Origin of the sequence: Aggregatibacter segnis ATCC 33393 (genome assembly GCF_900476035.1) — a bacterium.
Classification (GTDB): Bacteria; Pseudomonadota; Gammaproteobacteria; order Enterobacterales; family Pasteurellaceae; genus Aggregatibacter; species Aggregatibacter segnis.
This window is the reverse complement of the sequence record NZ_LS483443.1, coordinates 1,497,364-1,519,457: the sequence shown is the minus strand read 5'-3', so window position 1 is coordinate 1,519,457 and position 22,094 is coordinate 1,497,364. Positions and strand designations below refer to the sequence as shown.

The 22,094-nt window shown below is 42.9% G+C and carries 23 protein-coding genes; 7 read left to right on the top strand and 16 right to left on the bottom strand.

The window, feature by feature from the left end:
- The first annotated feature begins 46 nt into the window (after positions 1 to 46).
- The 5 genes from moaC (at position 47) to DQN58_RS07380 (ending at position 2,535) form a co-directional block, all read left to right on the top strand.
- Positions 47 to 529: a cyclic pyranopterin monophosphate synthase MoaC gene (moaC, locus tag DQN58_RS07400; RefSeq protein ID WP_006718314.1), complete on the top strand. Its 483-nt coding sequence runs from the start codon at positions 47 to 49 to the stop codon at positions 527 to 529.
- Complete coding sequence (moaD, locus tag DQN58_RS07395; protein ID WP_006718312.1) at positions 529 to 774, top strand: molybdopterin synthase sulfur carrier subunit; 246 nt, start codon at positions 529 to 531, stop codon at positions 772 to 774. The genes moaC and moaD overlap by 1 nt, the downstream gene beginning before the upstream one ends.
- Positions 775 to 1,230, top strand: a complete 456-nt coding sequence (gene moaE, locus DQN58_RS07390; protein WP_006718310.1) for a molybdopterin synthase catalytic subunit MoaE — start codon at positions 775 to 777, stop codon at positions 1,228 to 1,230. It abuts the gene before it with no gap.
- A gap of 208 nt (positions 1,231 to 1,438) precedes the next feature.
- Positions 1,439 to 2,080 (top strand): stringent starvation protein SspA, encoded by a 642-nt coding sequence (sspA, locus tag DQN58_RS07385; protein WP_006718306.1) that lies wholly within the window; start codon positions 1,439 to 1,441, stop codon positions 2,078 to 2,080.
- Positions 2,081 to 2,091: 11 nt separating this feature from the next.
- Complete coding sequence (locus DQN58_RS07380; RefSeq protein ID WP_006718304.1) at positions 2,092 to 2,535, top strand: ClpXP protease specificity-enhancing factor; 444 nt, start codon at positions 2,092 to 2,094, stop codon at positions 2,533 to 2,535.
- A 162-nt stretch (positions 2,536 to 2,697) separates the two neighbouring features.
- Here the strand turns inward: DQN58_RS07380 and asnS are convergent, their stop codons facing one another.
- On the bottom strand, positions 2,698 to 4,101 hold the full coding sequence (gene asnS, locus DQN58_RS07375) for an asparagine--tRNA ligase (protein ID WP_006718302.1): 1,404 nt from the start codon (positions 4,099 to 4,101) through the stop codon (positions 2,698 to 2,700).
- A 196-nt stretch (positions 4,102 to 4,297) separates the two neighbouring features.
- Here asnS and DQN58_RS07370 point away from each other — a divergent pair, with 196 nt between their 5' ends.
- Both DQN58_RS07370 and bioD read left to right on the top strand, forming a co-directional pair.
- The gene (locus DQN58_RS07370; RefSeq protein WP_006718300.1) at positions 4,298 to 5,497 is read left to right on the top strand and encodes an ROK family protein; all 1,200 of its coding nucleotides are present in this window, start codon (positions 4,298 to 4,300) and stop codon (positions 5,495 to 5,497) included.
- A 103-nt stretch (positions 5,498 to 5,600) separates the two neighbouring features.
- A complete protein-coding gene (gene bioD, locus DQN58_RS07365; protein ID WP_032997887.1) occupies positions 5,601 to 6,329 on the top strand; it encodes a dethiobiotin synthase in 729 nt (242 codons plus the stop codon).
- Between the two features lie 132 nt (positions 6,330 to 6,461).
- Here the strand turns inward: bioD and pyk are convergent, their stop codons facing one another.
- From pyk to hybO, 15 genes are all read right to left on the bottom strand, one after another.
- Entirely contained in the window at positions 6,462 to 7,901 is a 1,440-nt protein-coding gene (pyk, locus tag DQN58_RS07360) for a pyruvate kinase (RefSeq protein WP_006718295.1), read from the bottom strand.
- Positions 7,902 to 8,116: 215 nt separating this feature from the next.
- Entirely contained in the window at positions 8,117 to 8,923 is an 807-nt protein-coding gene (gene trpA, locus DQN58_RS07355) for a tryptophan synthase subunit alpha (protein ID WP_006718293.1), read from the bottom strand.
- Positions 8,920 to 10,119, bottom strand: coding sequence for a tryptophan synthase subunit beta (trpB, locus tag DQN58_RS07350; protein WP_032997884.1), 1,200 nt, complete (start codon positions 10,117 to 10,119; stop codon positions 8,920 to 8,922). Before trpB ends, trpA begins: the two co-directional genes overlap by 4 nt.
- A gap of 16 nt (positions 10,120 to 10,135) precedes the next feature.
- Complete coding sequence (locus DQN58_RS07345) at positions 10,136 to 10,891, bottom strand: SDR family oxidoreductase (protein WP_032997883.1); 756 nt, start codon at positions 10,889 to 10,891, stop codon at positions 10,136 to 10,138.
- A gap of 261 nt (positions 10,892 to 11,152) precedes the next feature.
- Positions 11,153 to 12,457 carry a sodium ion-translocating decarboxylase subunit beta gene (locus DQN58_RS07340; protein WP_006718287.1) on the bottom strand — a complete coding sequence of 435 codons (1,305 nt, stop codon included), beginning with the start codon at positions 12,455 to 12,457 and terminating at the stop codon, positions 11,153 to 11,155.
- A 10-nt stretch (positions 12,458 to 12,467) separates the two neighbouring features.
- Positions 12,468 to 14,264: a sodium-extruding oxaloacetate decarboxylase subunit alpha gene (oadA, locus tag DQN58_RS07335; protein ID WP_006718285.1), complete on the bottom strand. Its 1,797-nt coding sequence runs from the start codon at positions 14,262 to 14,264 to the stop codon at positions 12,468 to 12,470.
- Between the two features lie 16 nt (positions 14,265 to 14,280).
- Positions 14,281 to 14,547, bottom strand: a complete 267-nt coding sequence (locus tag DQN58_RS07330) for an oxaloacetate decarboxylase subunit gamma (protein ID WP_006718283.1) — start codon at positions 14,545 to 14,547, stop codon at positions 14,281 to 14,283.
- Between the two features lie 220 nt (positions 14,548 to 14,767).
- A complete protein-coding gene (locus DQN58_RS07325; RefSeq protein ID WP_407641380.1) occupies positions 14,768 to 15,082 on the bottom strand; it encodes a YgjV family protein in 315 nt (104 codons plus the stop codon).
- Between the two features lie 75 nt (positions 15,083 to 15,157).
- Complete coding sequence (hybG, locus tag DQN58_RS07320) at positions 15,158 to 15,433, bottom strand: hydrogenase maturation factor HybG (RefSeq protein ID WP_006718278.1); 276 nt, start codon at positions 15,431 to 15,433, stop codon at positions 15,158 to 15,160.
- Between the two features lie 29 nt (positions 15,434 to 15,462).
- A complete protein-coding gene (hybE, locus tag DQN58_RS07315; RefSeq protein ID WP_006718277.1) occupies positions 15,463 to 15,972 on the bottom strand; it encodes a hydrogenase-2 assembly chaperone in 510 nt (169 codons plus the stop codon).
- A 233-nt stretch (positions 15,973 to 16,205) separates the two neighbouring features.
- On the bottom strand, positions 16,206 to 16,685 hold the full coding sequence (locus tag DQN58_RS07310) for a HyaD/HybD family hydrogenase maturation endopeptidase (RefSeq protein WP_006718276.1): 480 nt from the start codon (positions 16,683 to 16,685) through the stop codon (positions 16,206 to 16,208).
- A complete protein-coding gene (gene hybC, locus DQN58_RS07305) occupies positions 16,685 to 18,394 on the bottom strand; it encodes a hydrogenase 2 large subunit (RefSeq protein ID WP_006718275.1) in 1,710 nt (569 codons plus the stop codon). Before hybC ends, DQN58_RS07310 begins: the two co-directional genes overlap by 1 nt.
- On the bottom strand, positions 18,394 to 19,620 hold the full coding sequence (hybB, locus tag DQN58_RS07300; protein WP_006718274.1) for a Ni/Fe-hydrogenase cytochrome b subunit: 1,227 nt from the start codon (positions 19,618 to 19,620) through the stop codon (positions 18,394 to 18,396). Before hybB ends, hybC begins: the two co-directional genes overlap by 1 nt.
- Positions 19,613 to 20,653 carry a hydrogenase 2 operon protein HybA gene (gene hybA, locus DQN58_RS07295; protein WP_006718273.1) on the bottom strand — a complete coding sequence of 347 codons (1,041 nt, stop codon included), beginning with the start codon at positions 20,651 to 20,653 and terminating at the stop codon, positions 19,613 to 19,615. The genes hybB and hybA overlap by 8 nt, the downstream gene beginning before the upstream one ends.
- Position 20,654: 1 nt before the next feature.
- Positions 20,655 to 21,803, bottom strand: a complete 1,149-nt coding sequence (gene hybO, locus DQN58_RS07290) for a hydrogenase 2 small subunit (RefSeq protein WP_006718272.1) — start codon at positions 21,801 to 21,803, stop codon at positions 20,655 to 20,657.
- Positions 21,804 to 22,094 lie beyond the last annotated feature (291 nt).

Here is a 22,094-nt window from a genome sequence, read left to right as displayed (position 1 = left end):
CCGAGACTGAAAACATCAAGAAAACCAACCGCACTTTTAAATTATCATGACCACATTTACTCACATTAATGCGAATGGCGAGGCGAATATGGTGGATGTTTCCGCCAAAGCCGACACGGTTCGCGAGGCGCGTGCCGAAGCCTATATTCATATGGCACCGGAAACCTTACAAATGATCCTCTCCGGACAACACCATAAGGGCGATGTGTTTGCTACCGCCCGAATTGCCGGTATTCAAGCCGCAAAACGCACTTGGGAACTGATTCCGCTGTGTCATCCGCTTTTACTTTCTAAAGTCGAAGTGAGTTTGACCGCACTTCCTGAAACCAATCAAGTACGCATTGAAAGCCTGTGTAAATTGAGCGGTAAAACCGGTGTAGAGATGGAAGCCTTAACGGCTGCAAGCGTTGCTGCATTAACCATTTACGATATGTGCAAAGCTGTGCAAAAAGACATGGTGATTGAAACGGTGCGTTTGTTAGAAAAGAGCGGTGGAAAATCCGGGCATTTTATTGCGGAGGAGAAATAATGTTACGCATTTTATTTTTTGCTCAAACTCGAGAATTAATCGGTTTGGATGCCATTGAAGTGAATGAAAATTTCGCCACGGCAGAAGCATTACGTCAACACCTTGCGGCGAAAGGCGATAAATGGGCGTTGGCATTGCAATCGGATAAACTTTTGGTGGCCATCAATCAAACCTTAATGCCGTTAGAAAGTGCGGTCAAAAATGGTGATGAAATTGCGTTTTTCCCACCGGTGACTGGGGGCTAAATGAACGATATTCAAATTTCCGTGCAAGAGCAGACGTTCGATCAAAATGCCGTTTATCGTTGGTTGAGCGAAGAAAATTCAGTGGGTGCCACGGTAATGTTTGTGGGCAAAGTGCGTGATATGAACTTAGGGGATGAAGTCAGTAGTTTGTATTTGGAACATTACCCGGCGATGACCCATAAAGCCTTGATGGACATTGCTCAACAGGCAAAAGCGCGGTGGGATTTACAAAAGATTTCCATCATTCATCGTGTAGGTGAGTTGAACACCGGTGATGAAATTGTGTTGGTAGGAACAGCTTCTGCGCACCGCGGTGATGCTTACCACGCGAATGAATTTATTATGGATTATTTGAAAACCCAAGCGCCTTTTTGGAAAAAAGAACAAACCGAAAAAGGGGAGCGCTGGATTGAAGGCCGCGACAGTGATTATGCGGCTGCCGATAAGTGGAAATAAGAGATCTCATTGATTTTACTTATTCGTATTTGAAAAAGAAAAATCCGTTTTTTTATAAAGCGGATTTTTTTATGCTTATTAAAAATAAAATATCATGCCTTTTCTTGGAAAAGGTATGGCGCTTTATGCTAGAATAGTCGACCATTTTTCCCGATATGAGGCATATCGGTTGAATATTTTAATTACTACCAAGTCGTCGGAGGAATAGATGACAAGTTCTGCAAATAAACGTTCTGTGATGACGCTATTTTCAAATAAAACAGATATTTATTGTCACCAAGTGCGTATTGTGTTGGCTGAGAAAGGCGTAGCTTATGAAACGGAAATTGTAGATCCGCAAGCATTATCAGAAGATTTAATGGAACTCAATCCGTACGGTACTGTGCCTACGCTAGTTGATCGTGATTTAGTGCTGTTTAATTCTCGCATTATTATGGAATATTTAGACGAGCGTTTTCCGCATCCGCCATTAATGCCGGTTTATCCGGTGGCTCGTGGAAAAAGCCGCTTATTGATGTTACGTATTGAGCAAGACTGGTATCCAACGTTGGAAACCGCACAAAATGCGGCTTCCGAAACTGAACGTGCGAATGCCTTAAAACAATTGAAAGAAGAAATTCTTGCGATTGCACCGATTTTTAATCAAACCGCTTATTTTATGAGTGAGGAATTTAGCTTAATTGACTGCTATGTGGCACCGTTACTATGGCGTATGCAGGAATTAGGTGTCGAGTTCAGCGGTGCTGGCAGCAAAGCAGTGAAAGCCTACATGTCTCGTATTTTTGAACGCGATTCCTTCTTGCAATCCGTGGGCGAATTAGCGCCGAAAAACTTAATGGATGAAAAATAATAGGCGATTTAATGGAATATAAATCATCCCCGAAACGTCCTTACTTGTTAAGGGCTTATTACGATTGGTTGATCGATAATGATTTCACACCGTATTTGGTGGTTGATGCCACTTATTGGGGCGTGAAAGTGCCGGTAGAGTATGTCAAAGATGGACAAATTGTATTGAACTTGTCTGCCAATGCCACCGGAAATTTACAGTTAACCAATGATTTTATTCAATTTAATGCCCGTTTTCGTGGCGTGCCACAGGATATTTACATTCCAATGGGGGCAGCATTAGCAATTTATGCGCGTGAGAATGGCGATGGCGTGATGTTTGAGCCGGAAGAAGCTTATGATGATCATCCGGCGCAGGCAGAAGAACAACCAATTGGGTTTGAGAAAGCCGTCGATAAAACGGATAAACCGAAAAAGACAGAGAAATCGACATCTCACTTACGTATTGTGAAATAGTTGTTCGATCATCAGATTAAAAAACTTTGAAAAAAGATACCGCACTTAGGTATCTTTTTCGTTATTCAAAGCATCAAAAGTGCGGTCAATTTTAAACATGTTTTTCTAGCTATAAAAAAATCGCCTCGTTAATTCAACAAGGCGATTTTATTTACTCATAAATTAGAAGTTGGCGTTGCGTGGTGCTCGCGGGAATGGAATTACATCACGAATGTTTTGTAAACCGGTGACATAAACAATCAACCGTTCAAAACCTAAACCAAAGCCGGAGTGCGGTACAGTACCATAACGGCGTAAATCGCGGTACCACCAATAATCTTCAGGATTTAAGCCCATTTCTTCCATGCGTTTATCCAATACATCTAGACGTTCTTCACGTTGTGAACCACCAATGATTTCACCGATTCCCGGAGCCAACACATCCATCGCTGCAACGGTTTTTCCGTCATCGTTTAAACGCATATAGAAGGCTTTGATGTCTTTCGGATAGTTTTTCACCACAACAGGCGATTTGAAATATTCTTCCGCTAAATAGCGTTCATGTTCGGAAGAAAGGTCGATTCCCCAAGAAACCGGGAATTCAAAAGTTTTGCTGGATTTCAATAAAATCTCAATCGCATCGGTGTAATCTACTTGGGCGAAATCAGAATGAATGAAACGTTCTAAACGATTAATGACATCACCATCAACATGTTTAGCAAAGAATTCCAAATCATCACGACGCTCAGCTAAAACTGCGCGGAAAACATATTTCAACATATCTTCGGCAAGTTTAGCGTTGTCTGCGAGCGTTGCAAAAGCCACTTCCGGTTCAATCATCCAGAATTCTGCCAAGTGACGGGTTGTGTTGGAGTTTTCGGCGCGGAATGTTGGTCCAAACGTATAGATTTTGCTTAACGCACAAGCGTAAGTTTCACCGTTTAATTGACCGGATACGGTTAAGAATGATTCTTTACCGAAGAAATCTTGGCTAAAATCCACCGCACCTTTATCTGTGCGCGGTAAGTTTTCTAAATCTAACGTAGAAACGCGGAACATTTCACCCGCACCTTCCGTGTCGGAAGCGGTGATTAATGGCGTAGCAACCCAATAAAAACCTTGTTCATGGAAGAAACGATGAATTGCTTGTGCTAAACAGTGACGCACACGGGCAACAGCACCAATGATATTAGTACGAGGACGTAGATGCGCGACTTCGCGTAAATATTCGATTGAATGGCGTTTTGCTGCCATTGGATAGGTTTCAGGATCTTCGACCCAACCGGTGACTTCGACACTTTCAGCTTGTAATTCAACAGCTTGCCCTTCTGCCGGAGATTCTACAACAGTGCCGGTGACAATCACGGAACAGCCGGCTGTTAAGCGTAATACTTCAGATTCATAGTTAACGATATCATTATTTACGATAGCTTGAATGGGAGCAAAGCAAGAACCGTCATAAACGGCGAGAAAGGATAGGCCTGCTTTGGAATCGCGACGAGTACGCACCCAACCGCGTACAGTCACTTTTTCGCCAATTGCAATTTTGCCTTGTAGTACATCTACAATTGATGCAATTTTTGTCATATATACCTCAGAATTAATGCTTTTTTAGAAACCGCGTTAGTTTACCTCAAGTTCGAAAATTTTCAAAAATCTATCCGGTGGTTTTTATTTTTGTGACAGGAGGCGCAGATTTAAAGCAAATTTCTTGAGTAAAAAGAGTTAACTGGTATAACTACGTTCGTCAAATTAATTATGATAATAAATATGGACGCATTGAATGAATAAGGAAGAAAAAACACCCTCACGCCTAATTCAATTAGGCAGAATTTACCGTTTAATTGAACAATTTGAAGAAATTTCCCGTATTGAACTTTCAAAACTTTCCGGATTTGCTCCCGCGACGATTACTTCTCTTACTCGCGATCTCATAGAAAAGCATTTAATTATGGAAAAAATGGTACGTAATACAGACAATCGTGGACGACCGGCAACCGCATTATGTGTCTCTCCAATCTATTGGCAGTCCTTATGTGCCACATTGATGGAAGATCGTTTTGAAATCACACTTAGTGAGCTTAACGGTGTTATTGTTAAACAAAAGATTTTTCCACTATCAACAAATAAATTGTCAACGCTCGATGAGTTTTTAGTCAGTAGCATTGAACAATTCCTTAATAAAACAAAAGAATTATCAAATTTAATTACATTTTCAGTCACTGTCGGTGGGGAATTGGATAAAGACGGAAACCTAATAAAACTAGGAAGTCAGAGATTTAATCAATTAAATCTTAGAACGTTATTTTTGCCTTATTTTGATGTTCCAATTTTAATTTCAGAGTATTTTAAGACTTGGTTATTAGCTGAATCGACTTTAGGTAATGCAATTAATTGTGATGATGCTTTGTTTATCCAATTAGATGATGAGGTTAATTTTAACGTATTGTCAGAAGGGAATATTTTATTTAATCGAGAGCATGAGCGAATTAATATTAATCACTTAGTCGTTCCTCGATTAAATGAGTTACAAGCGCTAATTAATCGTGATTTACCGGAAGTAGAGCGTTATCAAGTACAACATCAGATTACCCATCGGGCAATTATTCAGCTCATTGATTTGCTGTATCCGAATAATCATTTTTCCATAAATGCTGAAAAAATTAAGTTCTTGTGTAGAAATATTATCCAACAAGAGAAGACGGCATTACGAATTTTGGATCATTTAACGGATTGTTTAGCCTATATTTTGATGAATCTCCTTCATATTTTCTCTGCAGAGAAGATCATGCTCAACTCTAGTATGTTAATTGTTAAAGATGTTTTACTTGAAGAACTCAATCAAAAACTAGCTACCTATTTTCCTCATGGAAAGGTTGCAGAAGTTGTGATGGGTAAATATGAATGGAATAGTCCGGTCGTCGCTGCTGCCGCAATTAAGCAAGGAATTTATGACGGAGCTTTATTAACCAGTTTGGAATAATAGGAATAAATTGTAAATAAATTCAGCAAATTTGTTTTAGCTCAATACTACTCATTATAAATTCTCTTAGAATTCTGAAAATCATATGAAAAAGGGGATATTAATGAGTAGTTTTTTTGTCACCGGAACTGACACAAATGTAGGGAAAACTGTGGTAAGTCGGGCAATTATTCAGGCCTTACAAAAAGCGGGTGTGCAGGTTGTCGGCTATAAACCTATTGCATTTGGTCAGGATGAAATGATTTATCCGCCACATAATTTATCTGAAAATAGCGACTATGACACGAAAGATAATCCTGATGTATTAACGTTAATGGCGAGTACAGAAGAAAAAGTTAGTTATGAAGAAGTGAATAGCTATACATTTTTACACACGATACCTATCTTAACAGAGGACAGTAAGCGGGTTCATATTGAAAAATTAAATAAAGACTTGGCTCATTTACGTGATAAATATCAATCAGTTGTTGTTGAAGGTTCTTTTGGGTGGTTAACACCGATCAATAAAGATTACAGTTTTGCCGATTGGGTTGCTGAACATCATATGCCGGTTGTTGTTGTGGTAGGTATTAAAGAAGGTTGTATCAACCATGCTTTATTAACAGTGCAATCGATTATTGATAAAGGATTGCCGTTATTGGGGTGGGTTGCTAATCGAATTAACCCTGGATTAGGGCACTACGCAGAAGTGATCGAAACCTTGAAACAAAAAATTGATGCCCCGTTATTGGGCGAGGTTTCTTATGTTCACAAACCGGAAGAGCAAGACTTAAGTCGTTTTATTACTAACGTAGATCGTTTAACTTATATGAAAACCGAGTTGGTTGCTTAATGCCGTAGAATAAAGTGCGGTCAGGAAATAAGATATTTTTAGTGAGTTAATATTTTCTTCACGATAAAGACAATATAATTGATATAAAAAAGGCTTAGAAATGTTTCTAAGCCTTTTGTTTTATACAATCAATTATTCAACGGTCAGAATACGGCAAGTGTTTGTACCACTTTCGCTAAATTCAGCCCCTTGAGTTAATAACACGATATCACCGGCCATTAAGAAACCTTTGTCTTTTAGCACGCTAATTGCTTTTTGAGCACCTTCCATGGTACGGCTAACATCATTGTAAAAGACCGGTGTTACACCGCGATATAATGCGCACAAGTTTAATGTTTTTTGGTTACGGGATAAGGCAAAAATCGGTAAACCGGAACTAATACGGGACATTAATAGCGGTGTACGGCCACTGCTACTCATCGCAATAATGGCGCTTACGCCTTTCATATGGTTAGCTGCAAACATGGTTGACATAGCAATAGTTTCTTCGATGTCGTCAAATTCAACATTCATACGGTGATGAGAAACGCTTGCACCTGGCATTTTTTCTGCGCCTAAACAAACTTTTGCCATTGTCGCAACCGTTTCAGCCGGGTATTGACCTGCAGCAGTTTCTGCAGACAGCATGACCGCATCAGTACCATCCAATACCGCATTCGCCACGTCCATGACTTCCGCACGGGTTGGCATAGGGTTGCTGATCATGGATTCCATCATTTGTGTTGCAGTAATTACCACACGGTTTAATTGACGGGAACGACGAATTAATTTCTTTTGCACTGCGACTAATTCCGGATCACCGATTTCAACACCGAGGTCACCACGGGCAACCATGATGACATCAGCAGCTAAAATGATATCGTCCATCGCTTCGTTAGATTCTACGGTTTCAGCACGTTCGACTTTAGCAACGATTTTGGCATCTAAACCGGCATCTTTCGCTAATTGACGAGCATAGTTCAAATCTGCACTGGAGCGTGGGAAAGATACTGCAAGGTAATCTACACCGATACGTGCAGCGGTAATGATGTCAGCTTTATCTTTCTCAGTTAATGCATCAGCAGACAAGCCACCGCCCAATTTGTTGATCCCTTTGTTATTTGATAATGGGCCACCAACGGTAACTTCCGTGAAGACTTTTGCGTTTTCGGTAGATAACACTTTTAATTGAACGCGACCGTCATCCAATAAGAGGATATCGCCTGGAACCACATCTTGCGGTAAAGTTTTGTAATCTAATCCAACAGCTTCTTGTGTACCTTCACCTTTCGGTAATTCTGCATCTAAGATAAATTTATCACCGACATTTAAGAAAATTTTGCCATCTTTGAATGTAGATACACGAATTTTAGGACCTTGCAAGTCACCTAAAATCGCAACAGTTTTGCCTAGTCTTTTTGCGATTTCACGAACACGTTCTGCACGACCAATATGATCTTCCGGTGTACCGTGAGAAAAATTCATACGTACTACGTTTGCACCGGCGGCAATAATTTTTTCTAAATTGTTACCGCGGTCAGTGGTTGGACCCATGGTACATACAATTTTTGTTCTTCTTAATTTTCTGGACATTAACATTCTCCATCTATGTTTATCTTATAAAATTTTCTTTATGTGAATGATTATTTCTTAATCACAAAAAAACTGGTCGGCATTATACGCTTAAAATAAAATTAGATCGAGATCACATTTTAGGAAAAAGTCCTTGCTATTTGTGGGATTCTAAGAAAAGCCTTTATACATAATTGGTTACGATTTATACATTAAAAGTGCGGTCATTTTTTCCGTTATTTCGTAGCGGCTTTCATGTTGCGAACAAACTCAGCGAGTTCCGTTAAACATTGGGCGTGATTTTCTAAATTTCGCTCAATGATTTTTACGGTTGCCGAACCGGAAATCGCGCCGGCTGCGCCAAGTTGAAGTGCTTCTTTTACTTGCGCCGGTTGAGCAATGCCGAAACCTTGTAGAATAGGCGGAGCATGGCGAGCCTTAAGTTGCTCTACAAGGGTGTCTAAGTTAGCCGCATGAACTTGGTTTTCTGCGCTGGTCACGCCAGCACGCGAGACCAAATACGTATAACCTTCACTGCTTTCAGCCACACCTTGAATCGTTTTTTGATCCGCATTCGGCGGACAAATAAAGACTGGCTGAACACCGTGTTTTTTGGCTGTTTTTACATAGTCTTCTTTTGCCAATAATGGAATATCCGCCACTAAAACGGCATCCACACTGACTTCCGCACAACGTTGATAAAAATTATCCAAGCCTTTGGCAAAAATTAAATTCGCGCAAAGTAATAGGCTGATGGGAATCTCAGGGTATTTTGACCGCACTTTGGCAAGCAATTTAAAACTATCTTCTGTACTGTGACCAGCGTTGAGGGCGCGATTATTGGCGGCTTGAATAACAGGACCGTCCAATAACGGATCAGAAAAGGGAAAACCCAATTCCAATGCGTCTGCGCCGTTATCGACGAGGGTACAAATAATTTCAAAAGAGCGGTCAAATGTCGGATCGCATAAGGTAACGAAAGGAACGAATGCGCCTTCATTTTTCGCGCTTAATTGGGCAAATGTGGTTTCAAAACGGCTCATAATTGCATTCCTTTTTCATTTAAAATTTTATCTACGGTAAAAATGTCTTTATCGCCACGACCGGATAAATTCACTACCAAAATTTGTGCTTTATTCGGTTCCTGATGAATCATTTTTAATGCCTGCGCCAGTGCATGAGAACTTTCTAATGCAGGAATAATGCCTTCATGTTTTGCCAATGCTTGGAACGCATTTAAGGCTTCATCATCGGTAATGCTCGGGTATTCCGCGCGACCAATGCTTTGCAAATAGGCGTGTTGCGGGCCGACAGAAGGGAAGTCCAACCCGGCAGAAATGGAGTAGGATTCTTCCACTTGGCCGTCTTCTGTTTGCATGAGCGGTGATTTCATCCCGAAATAAATACCCACTTTTGCATGGCCTAATGGAGCCCCATGTTCACCTGTTTCAATGCCATGGCCGGCAGGTTCTACGCCAATTAAACGCACATTCGGTTCATCAATGAAATCCGTAAACATACCGATTGCATTTGAACCGCCACCTACCGCTGCAATCACCGCATCCGGTAAACGGCCTTCTTTTTCTAAGATTTGACGTTTGGTTTCTTCGCCAATCATTTTTTGGAATTCGCGTACAATGGTTGGGAAAGGGTGAGGGCCTGCTGCTGTACCCAATAAATAATGGGTTGTTTCATAGTTTGCCGACCAATCACGCATGGCTTCACAGCATGCATCTTTTAAGGAGCAAGAGCCTTTTTGCACCGGCACCACTTCAGCCCCCATTAAGCGCATACGGAATACATTCGGTGATTGGCGTTCTACGTCTTTGGCACCCATGTAAATGCGGCAAGGCATATCCAACATGGCACAAGCAAGGGCTGTCGCGACACCGTGTTGACCTGCGCCGGTTTCCGCGATAATGCGGGTTTTCCCCATGCGTTTTGCTAATAAAATCTGACCTAAAACTTGGTTGGTTTTGTGGGCACCGCCGTGGAGCAAATCTTCTCGTTTTAAATAAATTTTGGCTTTCGTGCCTTTGGTTAAGTTACGGCAAAGTGTAAGTGCGGTCGGTCTGCCGGCATAATTTTTCAGGAGATCCTGAAATTCACGTTGAAATTCTGGGTCATGTTGCGCTTCAACAAATGCTTTTTCTAATTGTTGAAGCACAGGCACTAAAATTTCCGGCATATACATTCCGCCAAACTGCCCAAAATAAGGGTTTAAAATCGTGTCTGACATGTAGTTTCCTTTTTTGTTAGCCATTTCTTGCCACATTTAATGGCGCGAAAGTTTGCGCCGTCGGCATCACTTCAATTCGATTAATATTCACGTGTTCCGGTTGTTGATTGAGCCATAAAACGATATTGGCGATATCCTGTGCAGTGACATATTGCACGTTTTCATATACTTTATCTGCGCGGGCGTCATCGCCTTTAAAACGTACGTTAGAAAATTCCGTACCGCCACATAATCCCGGTTCTACATTGGAAACACGCACATTGGTGCCGGCCAAATCTGCGCGGAGGTTTAAACTGAATTGTTTCACGAAGGCTTTTGTGCCGCCGTAAACGTTGCCACCCGGATAGGCATAATTGCCGGCAATTGAGCCTAAATTAATGATATACCCTTGATTACGCGCCACCATTTGCGGCAAAACTAAGCGGGTTACGGTGACCAAACCTTTCACATTGGTATCGATCATTTTTTCCCAGTCATCTAAATCGGCTTTATCTGCGCTTTCTAAGCCAAGGGCAAGGCCTGCGTTATTCACTAATAAATCGATGGCTTGTAATTCTGTCGGCAGCGTTTTGAATGCATTTTCAGTCGCTTGACGATCCGAAATATCGAATGCAAGAGGAAAGAATTGGCTGCCGTATTCTTGTTCTAATTGCGCTAAACGTTCTTGTCTTCTTCCTGTACCAATCACTAAATAGCCCGAATTCAATAATGTGCGACAAATGGCGTTTCCAAAACCGGCGGTGGCGCCTGTCACTAATGCAATTTTTGTCATGTTTATTTCTCCTTGTTGTGGAATTGGAGTACGGAAAAATTCATTTAGAAAAATGACCGCACTTTTTATGATGAACAATATACTACTACACTAGTATGTAAAAATATAGCGCGTTAATAAAGAAATTTACAAGAGAGTGTGCAAAAGTGCGGTTGTTTTTTGCAATGAATTGAAGAGAAAGAAAAAAGCACGTTTCGGAATCGCGTGCTTTTTTATTTGAAATGAATAAAAGTGCGGTGCTTTTTCACCGTGTTTTTTAAGCTACATCATGGCACCCACATATTTCAGCATCACCCCGGCGGCGATGGCGGAACCAATCACACCGGCAACGTTCGGCCCCATGGCATGCATGAGTAGGAAGTTTTGGTTGTCTGCTTCCAGACCGATTTTGTTAGAAACCCGTGCAGCCATTGGTACGGCAGACACACCGGCAGAGCCGATGAGAGGGTTAATTTTGTTTTTGCTGAATTTGTTCATCAATTTCGCCATTAATACACCGCTGCCGGTACCGATCCCGAAAGCAATCACGCCAAGAATTAAAATGCCCAAGGTTTGCGGTTGTAGGAATTTGTCGGCGATGAGTTTAGATCCCACTGATAAGCCAAGCACGATGGTGACGATGTTAATCAAAGCATTTTGCGTGGTATCGCTTAACCGTTCTACCACACCGCTGACGCGCATGAGGTTACCGAAGCAGAACATCCCGAGCAATGGGGCGGCATCCGGTAAAAGTAAACCCACGAGCAACAGCAAAATCACCGGGAACAAGACTTTTTCACGATTGCTCACATGGCGCATTTGTGTCATACGGATCTTGCGTTCTTCTTCCGTGGTTAAGGCTTTCATGATCGGTGGCTGAATCAATGGCACTAACGCCATGTAGGAATACGCCGCTACAGCAATGGCACCGAGCAATTCCGGTGCGAGTTTGCTGGTGAGGTAAATCGCAGTCGGGCCATCCGCACCACCGATAATACCGATGGACGCGGCTTGTGGGAGCGTGAATTCAATAATACCGAAATAGTTCAATGCCAAAGCACCGAGTACGGTGGCGAAAATACCGAACTGTGCCGCAGCACCAAGCAGCAACGTTTTCGGATTTGCCAATAACGGGCCGAAGTCTGTCATCGCGCCTACGCCCATGAAAATCACTAACGGCGCAATGCCATAACCGATAGCCACTTTATAGAACAACGCCAAGATCCCGGCGCTGTATCCCATGTCCATTGACAAGGCTTCCAGTTGATTTACGGTAGAGCCGGACGCTGTCGCAAGTGCAGTTTTAATGAGTGCCGGATCAGCGGCGACGCCTAATTTCGCGGCAATGACGGCAATTTGCTCCGGTGAGCCAAGATGAAGCAAATTCTCTAATGCCGTCATGGCAAGCCCGGCTTCGGGAATGTTTGATAACAATCCACCAAAGCCGATAGGCAATAATAGCAATGGCTCAAACTTGCGTGCGATGGCAAGCCACAACAGGAGCAGGCTGATAGCGATCATCACCGCTTGCCCCCATTGCAAATGGAAAAGCCCCATACCCTGAATTAATGCAATAATGCTATCCATAGGTAACTCCTTAGACGAGGTTCATAACGGTATCACCCACCGCGACGGCATCGCCGGTTTTGACACAAATACCACGCACGGTACCGGCTTGTGCCGCTTTGACTTCGGTTTCCATTTTCATGGCTTCAAGAATGAATAACACATCACCTGCCGCGACAGTTTGACCTTCTGTTGCCACCACTTTCCAAATGTTACCCGCCATTGGCGCCGTTACCGGTGTGCCACCACTGGTTGGCGCTGGTGCCGGTGTGGCTTGTGGCGCCGCTTGTGGTGTGGTTGTGGCTACGTGTGAAATGTCGCCGCCTTCACTGACTTTCACCACAAAGGCTTTGCCTTCCAATTCCACAGTATAAACGGCGGAGCCGGATGCTGCAGGTGCTGCTTTAGAAACAGGTTTATTTTCCACCGCACTTTCATTACCTGTTGGCGCTGGTTCAAAGGCTGCCGGGTTGTTGCGGTTTTCTAAGAATTTCCATGCGATTTGTGGGAACAGCGCCACAATTAAAGCATCGTCTACAGCGTTGTCTGCTAATTTAACCCCTTTCACTTTGGCTTGTTCGGCAACTTCAGCTTCAATTTTCGCGATTTCAGGCGCAATGTGATCGGCCGGACGGTCAGTCACCGGAGCTGCACCCTCTAATACGCGAGCTTGTAATGCGCTATCTACCGGTGCAGGCGTTTTACCATATTCACCTTTTAAAATACCGGCAGTCTCTTTCGCGATGGTTTTGTAGCGTTCGCCTGTCAACACGTTAATGACCGATTGTGTCCCTACAATTTGAGAGGTTGGGGTAACAAGCGGAATGTAACCCAAGTCTTTACGTACGCGTGGAATTTCTTCTAAAACCAAATCCAATTTATCGGAAGCATTTTGTTGTTTTAATTGATTTTCCAAATTGGTAAGCATGCCGCCCGGCACTTGTGCCACTAAAATACGGCTATCTACGCCACGTAGCTGCCCCTCAAATTTGGCATATTTTTTACGCACATTACGGAAATAGGCAGCGATTTTTTCCAAGCGCGGAATATCCAAGCCGGTGTCATATTCGGTGCCTTGTAAGGTTGCCACCATGGATTCTGTTGCCGGGTGGCCGTAGGTGCCGGACATAGAGGAAATTGCAGTATCAATCCCATCTACGCCTGCTTCAATGGCTTTTAACAGTGCCATTTCTGCCATGCCGGTAGTGGAGTGGCAATGTAAATGCAATTCGACATCGAAACGTTTTTTGATTTCGCGCACTAGGTCTGCCGCCGCCATCGGATTCAAAATACCTGACATATCTTTAATCACCAAGCTGTCGATACCGATTTCCAATAATTGTTCGGTGGTATCAAGCCAAGTTTGCATGGTATGTACCGGGCTGGTGGTATAACTTAATGTCCCTTGTGCATGAGCGCCGAATTTACGCACGGCTTGCAACGCCGCTTTCATGTTACGTGGATCGTTGAGCGCATCAAATACGCGGAACACGTCCATACCGTTTGCTACACAACGTTCGACAAAACGTTCTACTACGTCGTCGGCGTAGTGGCGATAACCGAGCAGATTTTGACCGCGCAACAGCATTTGTAACGGGGTTTTCGGACAGGCTTTTTTCAATTCACGCAAACGCACCCACGGATCTTCACCCAAAAAACGAATACAACTGTCAAAGGTTGCACCACCCCAAGCTTCTAACGACCAATAGCCGATATTGTCTAATTCTTGAGCGATCGGCAACATGTCATCGAGACGTAAACGGGTCGCGAAAAGCGATTGGTGAGCATCACGAAGTACCAGTTCGGTCATTTTAATTTTTTTAGTCATAGTAAAATCCTTATTTTTATTTGAACTGTTGGGTACGGCGATGGTGCGCGATAGCCGCTGCAATTACAGGGCGCAAACGCTCAAAATCGTCAGTAGGTGCCGCAGAAAGTGCGGTGGCATTTGAAGGCGTTTTTGGTGAGGGGTGAGGCTCAGGAAAATATTTGTTTATCAGCTTTGACATGAGTCCGATTGCCCAGATTAAAATGAGCAAAAAGACCAATACAAAACCCATCCCTGAAAACATCAGATTAATTCCTTCACCGAAAAGTTCTGCCGAAGTCATTAGTCGTATCCTTATATTTAATATGGGATTTTTATTCTACCCAAGTCATTTTCACAAAACCGTGATTGAGATCATAAATTGAGTGAAATAGGAGAGAAGAAAAGGGAAAAGTGCGGTGTTTTCTGAAGGGGATTTGAGCGTTATTTTAAAATGATGTTGCGTGCTGTCTGACGAATTAAATAAGCCATCTGCACGCATTTGAAGAGAAATTCTATTGTGACTATTTCACACTCACTACTGTGCTTTTATTTCTTAAGCGCCACAATTGATAAACGTTTACTAAAACCAAGAATATATTCAATAACGCTACGGGATAGGAACCTTTAAGAAGACCATAGATCACAAACAAAATTGCCCCGATGCAGTTAACGGTTCTCAAAGAAACGATGGATTTAAATAAAAATGATGCTGCCACAAAGAATGTTGCGACATAGCCTAAAAGCTCAATAGAATCGATTTCGAACATGAATGCCTCCAGGGAGTTAGATATAAAATGAAGGGAATAATATTGTAAATAAGCGTACCTTACAAACAAAACACAGAAAGATGAAAACAAAAAGCAAGCTAAAAGCCTGCTTTTATTCAAATTATTGCCATTCAATATCTCGCGTTACTGCTGATTCAACCCTAAAAAATCGCCTACTTCATGTTCCAACTGGCTCATGGCAAGTAGGGCTTCTTGGGTTTGTTTGGCTTCTTCTTCATCAATGATGCTCATCGCGAAACCAACGTGGACGAGAACCCATTTGCCAAGCAGAGGTTTGGGGTCATCGCTACAGATAAGGGAAATATTCACATCACGTTGCACGCCGCAAACATCCACGGTGGCAAGTTGTAATGCGCTGTCGCCGATTTTTACAATTTGACCGGGCACACCTAAACACATAATTCATTTACTCCGATTAAAAATTTCGCTTATTTTACCATTGCTTTAAATAAATTGCGGCGATCTGGATCAAACGTCGCTTGTTTGATCGGCATGGATAAAATCATGCGTTGACAATCCTGTGTCAGTTGGATGGCTTGTTCGTGGGTAAGATTCGGATCAAGCGGGGAATGCAAGGAGCAACTTAAATATTGCGGTACAGTTTCAATGCCACTGACCGTGAAGGTAAGAGCTTTGTAAGGCAGTTGAACAGTGATTTTATCCCCTAACTCTCGCGGTTCCCACGTTTGTTGCGGGCCCGGCAAAATAACGACGCTAATCATCCATGGGGTTAACACCGAGCCGACCCATTGTCCTTCAAATAAAACGAATTTTGGGCAGAAACATTCAATATTGTGATGAAAGAAGGGGAGATCTTGCATTTCAGGAACAATTTTTTGCATTTCAGCAAGGAAAGTCTCCGTTGGATTTTCTTCAAAGCCAGAAACAGAGTTTAAAAGTGCGGTGGCATTTTGAGGTGTTTTTTCGTGTCGGTACATGGTTAACTTTTCACAAAATAGTGGCGTGCGTTCTATAACGTGTGCCAGAAGTATTAATAAAATAAGCACGCGTCAGAGACGCGCGCTATCAGTGGGTGTTTGTCAATATCAATAAGATTAAAGCATAGCAGGTGAAATCTTAAAGAAAGTTCCCCTCTTTCGTAAAGAGGGGGTAGGGGAGATTTAACTCTTGCCTCTATTAATTAGGTCAAATCTCCCCCCGTCCCTCTTTTCTAAAGAGGAGAGTCTAGATTCAAACCATATTCAGTAATCACTTGATTCAAGGCTACAAAAACATTCGGTAATGTTTTTTGTATCGTTTCCGTCAAGCCAATTCCGGATTCTAGCGATTCTGGCTGGATACCGATAAGACAAAGGTGTTTTGGGAATTCGTCCGTCAATTTCATTGCAGAAAGTACATCACATATACCCAGTTGGTGTGGCGAAATTTTGCGAGAGAAAAAGGTAGGCACTTGCTCGTCATGTAACACGACAATCTCACCTGGCTGTTTGTTAGCAAGCACGGCATCGACAATAATCAAATGCTCACGGTTTGCCATCGCATCCAGTAATTCCATGCCACAAGTGCCACCATCGATGATGTCAAAGTGCGGTTGAATTTCAGGGCGTTTTTCAAGCTCCTGCACCACACGCACACCGACACCTTCATCGCTTAACAAAATATTGCCGACACCAAGAATTAACGGCTTCATTACAACACCTTCACTTCAGTCACTTCGCCATTCTCTGTATTAACAACGTGTACGGCACAGGACATACAAGGGTCGAAAGAGTGAATGGTTCTCACCACCTCCAATGGTTTAGTTGGATCTGCCACCGGTGTACCAATAATGGAAAGCTCATAAGGGCCCATTTGGTCTTGTTCGTTTCGTGGGCCTGCATTCCATGTAGATGGTACAACTGCTTGATAGTTTTCAATGCGGCCATCTTTGATGACAACCCAGTGAGAAAGCATGCCGCGTGGTACCTCACCGAAACCAACACCACGGAATTCGCCGCTTGCAGGGATATCTGTTTTAATATAAGCCGTCATATCACCTTTCGCGATGTTATCAATGAGCATTTGCCATTGAGCACTTAAAATATCGTTGATTGCACAGCAATGCACGGTACGGCCGATAATACGTCCAAGGGTAGAATGTAATTGATCGGTAGTTAACGTATTACCAGTCAATTTTTCATAAATGCCTTTTAATTCGTTGAAATGGGTAACGGTTGGTTTGTCATTCGCTGCCAAGCCGCAAATTAAATAGGCGAGAGGACCTACCTCAACGACTTTTCCGTAGAAGGTTGGGGCTTTTACCCAAGAATATTTACCGTCATCTTGCCAGCCTGTGTATTTCGGACGAGTTAAACCCGCCCAAGGTTCTAATGGCTCATCGTCTTCGTACCAAGCGTGTTTACCGCTTTCTTTAATGCCTTTTACAACGAACTCATCTTTTTGTTGATCAATTGGGCGGAAAGTCGATAAATCGCCGTTTTCGATATAACCACCTTTTAACATGAATTTAGAGTTATCTGCATCAATTGGGTATTCTGGTACAGATAAGTAGTTGCCGGATGTTTTACCTAAGTTTAACCATTCAGGATAGTAAGCCGCAAATACTGCTGCATCTACTTTATACACTTGGTTAATGAAGTCAGTTAAGCGGTCGATACACGCTTTCACGAACATGAGACGTTCTTGGTTTAGTACCGCTTGGGAATCTAAGTTAATTGGGTTTGCTACACCACCAATCGCCAAGTTTTGAATGTGTGGTGTTTTACTACCCAGTAATGCGACTACACGGTTAGCATCACGTTGACATTCAAGCGCTTGCAAATAGTGCGCGACGGCAATGAGGTTGACTTCTGGTGGAAGTTTCATTGCAGCATGACCGAAATAACCGTTAGCGAAAATGCCAAGTTGTCCGCTGTCCACTAATGCTTGAATTTTTTTCTGTACGTTGCGGAATTCATTAGCACTGTTTAATGACCATGTAGAGACACCTTTTAGCATGTCTGCTGCTTTTTCAGGATCAGCTTTTAGCGCAGCGGTGATATCCACCCAGTCCATGGCGGAGAGTTGATAGAAATGGACAATATGGTCGTGAATGCTGTGTGCAGCAAGAATCATGTTGCGAATGTACTGCGCATTGACTGGTACTTTAGCACCGATAGCATCTTCTACGGCACGTACGCTGATAATCGCGTGTACTGTGGTACATACGCCACAGATACGTTGCATAATCATCCATGCGTCACGTGGGTCGGCACCTTTTACGATATTTTCCATACCGCGCCACATGGTACCGGATGACCAAGCATTGGTGACGACGCCGTTTTCAATTTCGCAATCAATACGTAAATGCCCCTCAATACGGGTAATTGGGTCAATTGAGATACGTTTTTTTTCTGACATTATTCTGCTCCGCTAACTTTTTTGCTGAATGCCGCTTTTTCGGCAATAATTTTTTCTGAGTCTTCGGTATGTTTTTCTTTAAATACCGGTAATACAGGGAATAAACGAATGATTAAAATATAGGCACATACTTCAATTGAAACGAAGCCAATTGAAATAAGCAATTCTTCCGCAGATGGGAAATATCGATAGCCATTGCCCGGATTATACATGATGAGAGAGTAGTTCATCCGCCATAATGCTGCACCGAGTAACATGCTTAATGCCGAAATAAATAACCAACGGGAATCTGATTTTTTCTCCCCGAGGAAGAGGGTAAGTAACGGTAATACCATCAACCAGACTTCCATCCAGAACATCCATGCTTCAAATTTAGTTAATTTATCGAAACCCACAACCATTTGCAGTTTGTCGTGATAAATCAACTCACCAAAACGCACCGCTAGGAAACAGAAGATCAAACCTGCAGTGACACGCGCTAATTGAGTGAATAAATGACGCTCATCCGGTGTTTTTCCTGCAAGACCGGCTTTCACTAAGGAACCTTCAAATATCACGATAGAGAACCCCATAATGAAAGCGGTAAGCAGGGAGAGAATCGGTAACACTTCATAACTTTGCCATACAGGATGTACTTTGTGGCCTGCTACAATCATCAAGGAACCCATTGAAGATTGGTGCATCATTGGCAATAAGGCACCCAATGCAATAATGAAGAACATGATTTTATTGAGTTTATTAAACCATTTCTTCAAACCAAGGAAACCAAGCCATACCGGCGCAAATTCTAAGGTGACAACAATGATATACACCGTCATACAAAATGCCGTTTCAAACAGCACGGAATTGGTATTGAACTGCCCTGGAACGTAGAAATACGGCAAGTGCCAATAACGTCCCATATCAATGGTGATAGATAAACCGCCAAGGGAATAGCCAAAGAGACTGGCGAGCAATGCTGGGCGCACAAGAGCGTGATATTTCCCTTTATTGAAAATATACACTGTCCAAGCTAATGCCCAACCGCCACAGGCAAAACCTGTACCGACAAGCAAGTCAAAGGCAATCCATAAACCCCAAGGATAACCGCCATTAAGTGCGGTCACGGAACCAATACCAAAAACTAGACGTTTTAAAATTAATAAAACGCAAAGCACGGCAAGTGGTGCAAAAAAGAGAATTGCGGCAGAAACAAGGCGACCGCCCACCGGACGTGGATTACTCATGATGCTCATCCTCCGCTTCTTCAATTTCCTTGCGTGCCTGACGCATGGCTTCTTTTTGTGCTGCAATACGCTCGGCAATTTTATCGCCATGCATATTTTTGTAAGTCATAAAGGTAAGACCGGCAAGTGCCACTAACGGCAACGCTAAACCACGATACAAGAAATGTTGTAAATGCGCTGCACGACTTCCCGTTGCCACTTCATCTAAAGGTGGTAGGCCAAGATTTTCAAATGGTACTCCACTTAAGGCTAGGACTTGTGTTCCGCCGCCTTCTTTTTCACCGTAAATATGGTATTGATATGCCGGCACGGTAGCGCGGTATTTATCCGTACTATTGACGTGTTGACGCGGGTAATCGTATTCAGTACCGCGTAATAAACTTAAACGGCGTTTGGCCTCCGCCAATAATTCTTCTCTTGTACCGAAAATAATGGCACCCGTTGGGCAAACATGGCAACAACCCGGCAATTCGCCTTTATCTAGGCGTTCAACACCTTTTTGGTTACAGAGTTCACATTTGCTGATTTCACCGAATGGATTGTCATAGTCGTATTTTGGTACATCAAAAGGGCAACCCACCATGCAATAACGGCAACCGGTACAAATATCGGGATCGTATTTTACGATACCGGTTTTTGGATCTTTGGTAAGGGCTTGAACCGGGCAAACCGCAACACAGTTTGGGTCAACGCAATGCATACATTGTTTTTTCACGTAAGCATAGCCATTTTCCGATTGGTCTTTATTTTTACCGTCACCATCGGTCCAAACTTGAATAATATTACGCGTAAACGGCGTGAGCTTGTCGTTATTTGACCAGGTTTGATCACCTTTTGGATTTACTGGTGTGTGGTTCACGTTTTGACATTCAGCCACGCATGCCTGACAACCTACACAAAGGGTAGAGTCGTAAAGCATTCCAAGCGCACCTGGAATAGGCTCAACCACTTCCGATGCCTGTGCACTCGACACAGGCAAGGTGGAAGCAATTCCGCCAAGCACACCGGCTTTTAGAAATTTTCGTCTATCCATGTTATTTACCTGTATGCTGTTCTTTCTCTGCCGCTTTGGCTTCGGAACGGGCTTTATGTTGAACACTTAATTCGCGTAAGGTGACAACACTCACACCGGCAAGGATGGCAGCAGCACCGCCCAATAAACCGATGGCTGTCATCGTTGCACCTGAGCCTTCATTATTGTTTACATCGGGTTTTTCAGCGCGCGGTGTTGGGTTTTCTACACCGGCTAATTGGAAAATGCCTTTGGTAAAGCCCACGCCTTTTTCGTTACAACCATAACAAGGATGACCAATACCTACCGGCCAGTTATTACCACCGACATCACAGAATTCTAAAGTAGAGCAGTTGCCGTAAGTTTCCGGTCCTTTACAACCGAGATGGTATAAACACCAACCATTGCGATGACCATAATCGCCGTATTCTTTGGCGAAGCGACCTGCATCAAAGTGCGGTCTGCGATAGCAGTTTTCGTGAATTAAGCGATCGTAAGCGAATAGCGGACGATTGAGTTTGTCCATTGCCGGTAATTTCTTATAAGTAAGAATGTAAGCGACTGTTGCAAGGAAGTTATGTGGATTCGGCGGGCAGCCCGGAATGTTAATGATCGGCGTACCTTTTGGTAACACATCAGTTAAACTGCTGGCGCCGGTTGGGTTACCACCGCTGGATGGCACACCACCCCAGGCAGCACAAGAACCAATCGCAATAATGGCTGCAGCACCTTTTGCCGCCTCTTGAATGTGTTCTACAATCGGTTTTCCAGCGACCATACAATAAACACCACCGTCTTTCACCGGAATGGAACCATCAACGACTAAAACATATTTGCCATAATATTTATGCATGGCGTTGTGTTTATTATCTTCAGCTTGTTCTCCAAACGCGGCAGAAAGGACTTCGTGGTATTCTAAGGAAATCATTTCCAATACTAAATTTTCCACCGTCGGGTGAGTGGCACGTAGCAGAGATTCTGTACATCCTGTACACTCTTGTGCACCAATCCATAACACCGGCGGACGAGCAGGCGCCGTCAAGGCTTCTGTCATTTGCGCACTGGCTTTACTACTTAGCCCCATTGTTGCTGCAAGTGCGGTACATAATTTCATGAAATCCCGGCGGGAAACATCAGCTAAGGCAGAAAATAATCCATCGCTTCGTTGCATATATTCACTCCAATTCACACATTTTATATATGGTTATCGGCGCTATGATATGCTCATAAGGTGGAACATTATTTGATCGTCATCAAGAATATCCCTATTTTTTATCCGAATATAGGATGTAACCTTTTGTTTTTATAGATTAATTGCGATTAATTCTCATTTATTAAATTATTGTAACCATAACTAGGTATGAAATTTTATTTGGAGTTAGAGAAAAAAGGATTTGATCGCAGAAAAGGCTGAATTAAGAAAAGAAAAAGGCGCACATTGGACATTGTGTGCCATTATTTA

Excerpts from the sequence above, each read along its gene's own strand:
- DQN58_RS07370 (WP_006718300.1), top strand. The coding sequence starts at position 4,298 with ATGAATAAGGAAGAAAAAACACCCTCACGCCTAATTCAATTAGGCAGA.
- hybO (WP_006718272.1), bottom strand. The coding sequence starts at position 21,803 with ATGCAACGAAGCGATGGATTATTTTCTGCCTTAGCTGATGTTTCCCGC.
- hybC (WP_006718275.1), bottom strand. The coding sequence starts at position 18,394 with ATGTCAGAAAAAAAACGTATCTCAATTGACCCAATTACCCGTATTGAG.
- sspA (WP_006718306.1), top strand. The coding sequence starts at position 1,439 with ATGACAAGTTCTGCAAATAAACGTTCTGTGATGACGCTATTTTCAAAT.
- hybG (WP_006718278.1), bottom strand. The coding sequence starts at position 15,433 with ATGTGTTTAGGTGTGCCCGGTCAAATTGTAAAAATCGGCGACAGCGCA.
- moaE (WP_006718310.1), top strand. The coding sequence starts at position 775 with ATGAACGATATTCAAATTTCCGTGCAAGAGCAGACGTTCGATCAAAAT.
- DQN58_RS07330 (WP_006718283.1), bottom strand. The coding sequence starts at position 14,547 with ATGACTTCGGCAGAACTTTTCGGTGAAGGAATTAATCTGATGTTTTCA.
- moaD (WP_006718312.1), top strand. The coding sequence starts at position 529 with ATGTTACGCATTTTATTTTTTGCTCAAACTCGAGAATTAATCGGTTTG.
- DQN58_RS07345 (WP_032997883.1), bottom strand. The coding sequence starts at position 10,891 with ATGACAAAAATTGCATTAGTGACAGGCGCCACCGCCGGTTTTGGAAAC.
- trpB (WP_032997884.1), bottom strand. The coding sequence starts at position 10,119 with ATGTCAGACACGATTTTAAACCCTTATTTTGGGCAGTTTGGCGGAATG.
- pyk (WP_006718295.1), bottom strand. The coding sequence starts at position 7,901 with ATGTCCAGAAAATTAAGAAGAACAAAAATTGTATGTACCATGGGTCCA.
- bioD (WP_032997887.1), top strand. The coding sequence starts at position 5,601 with ATGAGTAGTTTTTTTGTCACCGGAACTGACACAAATGTAGGGAAAACT.
- oadA (WP_006718285.1), bottom strand. The coding sequence starts at position 14,264 with ATGACTAAAAAAATTAAAATGACCGAACTGGTACTTCGTGATGCTCAC.
- trpA (WP_006718293.1), bottom strand. The coding sequence starts at position 8,923 with ATGAGCCGTTTTGAAACCACATTTGCCCAATTAAGCGCGAAAAATGAA.
- DQN58_RS07380 (WP_006718304.1), top strand. The coding sequence starts at position 2,092 with ATGGAATATAAATCATCCCCGAAACGTCCTTACTTGTTAAGGGCTTAT.
- hybB (WP_006718274.1), bottom strand. The coding sequence starts at position 19,620 with ATGAGTAATCCACGTCCGGTGGGCGGTCGCCTTGTTTCTGCCGCAATT.
- moaC (WP_006718314.1), top strand. The coding sequence starts at position 47 with ATGACCACATTTACTCACATTAATGCGAATGGCGAGGCGAATATGGTG.
- hybA (WP_006718273.1), bottom strand. The coding sequence starts at position 20,653 with ATGGATAGACGAAAATTTCTAAAAGCCGGTGTGCTTGGCGGAATTGCT.
- asnS (WP_006718302.1), bottom strand. The coding sequence starts at position 4,101 with ATGACAAAAATTGCATCAATTGTAGATGTACTACAAGGCAAAATTGCA.
- hybE (WP_006718277.1), bottom strand. The coding sequence starts at position 15,972 with ATGTACCGACACGAAAAAACACCTCAAAATGCCACCGCACTTTTAAAC.
- DQN58_RS07340 (WP_006718287.1), bottom strand. The coding sequence starts at position 12,457 with ATGGATAGCATTATTGCATTAATTCAGGGTATGGGGCTTTTCCATTTG.
- DQN58_RS07310 (WP_006718276.1), bottom strand. The coding sequence starts at position 16,685 with ATGAAGCCGTTAATTCTTGGTGTCGGCAATATTTTGTTAAGCGATGAA.